The organism is Mycobacterium sp. 852002-40037_SCH5390672, assembly GCF_001665875.1.
In the GTDB taxonomy this organism is placed as follows: domain Bacteria; phylum Actinomycetota; class Actinomycetes; order Mycobacteriales; family Mycobacteriaceae; genus Mycobacterium.
This window is the reverse complement of sequence record NZ_LZTA01000033.1, coordinates 1-907: the sequence shown is the minus strand read 5'-3', so window position 1 is coordinate 907 and position 907 is coordinate 1. Positions and strand designations below refer to the sequence as shown.

The 907-nt window shown below is 70.6% G+C and carries 1 protein-coding gene; it reads left to right on the top strand.

Going from position 1 to position 907, the window contains the following annotated elements; translation table 11 throughout:
• Positions 1-907: AMP-binding protein (locus tag A5782_RS05235; protein WP_156623812.1), on the top strand; the 907-nt coding region annotated here is incomplete at both ends.

Genomic DNA, 907 nt, shown 5'->3' with positions numbered 1-907 from the left:
GGATCGCCACGGTGCTTGATGCGGTGGACGCGGTGTGTGTGTTGACCTGTGGTGTCGACACGGTTGGCGGGGCGGGGGCGCGCCCGGTGCTGCGCGTCGACGGTCTAGACCTGTCCGGCCGGTGCGCCAAGCCGATCACCGACGTTGATCGGCTGGCGCCATTGGCGGTGGATGACACCGCCTACGTGATTTTCACCTCGGGGTCCACCGGTGCCCCTAAGGGGGTGCCGGTCAGTCACACCGGTCTGCTGGGGATGGCGGCGGCGCACCGTGAGGCGTTCGGGTTGGGCGCGGATGCGCGGGTGCTGATGGTGGCCGCGCCGACCTTTGACGCGTCGATCTTCGAATGGTTGTGGGCGGTGGCGTCGGGGGCGACGCTGGTGGTGGCGCCCCCTGACGCGTATGGCGGGGAGGCGCTGACCGAGTTGCTGCAGACTCAGCGGGTCAGCGCGGCGTTGTTGACCCCGACGGTGCTGGCGTCGCTGGATCGGGCCCGGCTGGACGGACTTGACACGTTGACCACTGCCGGGGAGGCGTGCCCGGCGGAGTTGGTGGCCGCGTGGGCGCCGGGCCGGCGGATGTTCAACGCCTATGGGCCCTCCGAGACCACCGTCTGGGTCACCTATGCGCCGCTGTCGGCGGGGCAGCCGGTGACCATCGGCACCCCGATTCCCGGGGTGTGCGCGTTGGTGCTCGATGCGCGGCTCAACCCCGCCCCGATCGGGGTGGCGGGCGAGCTGTATCTGGCCGGGCCGGTGCTCGCCCACGGTTATGTGCGGCGGGCGGAGCTGACCGCGGAACGGTTCGTGGCGAATCCGTTCGGAGGTGTGGGGGCGCGGATGTATCGGACCGGTGATCTGGTGCGCTGGACTTCGGCCGGTGCGTTGGAGTACTTGGGCCGTGCCGA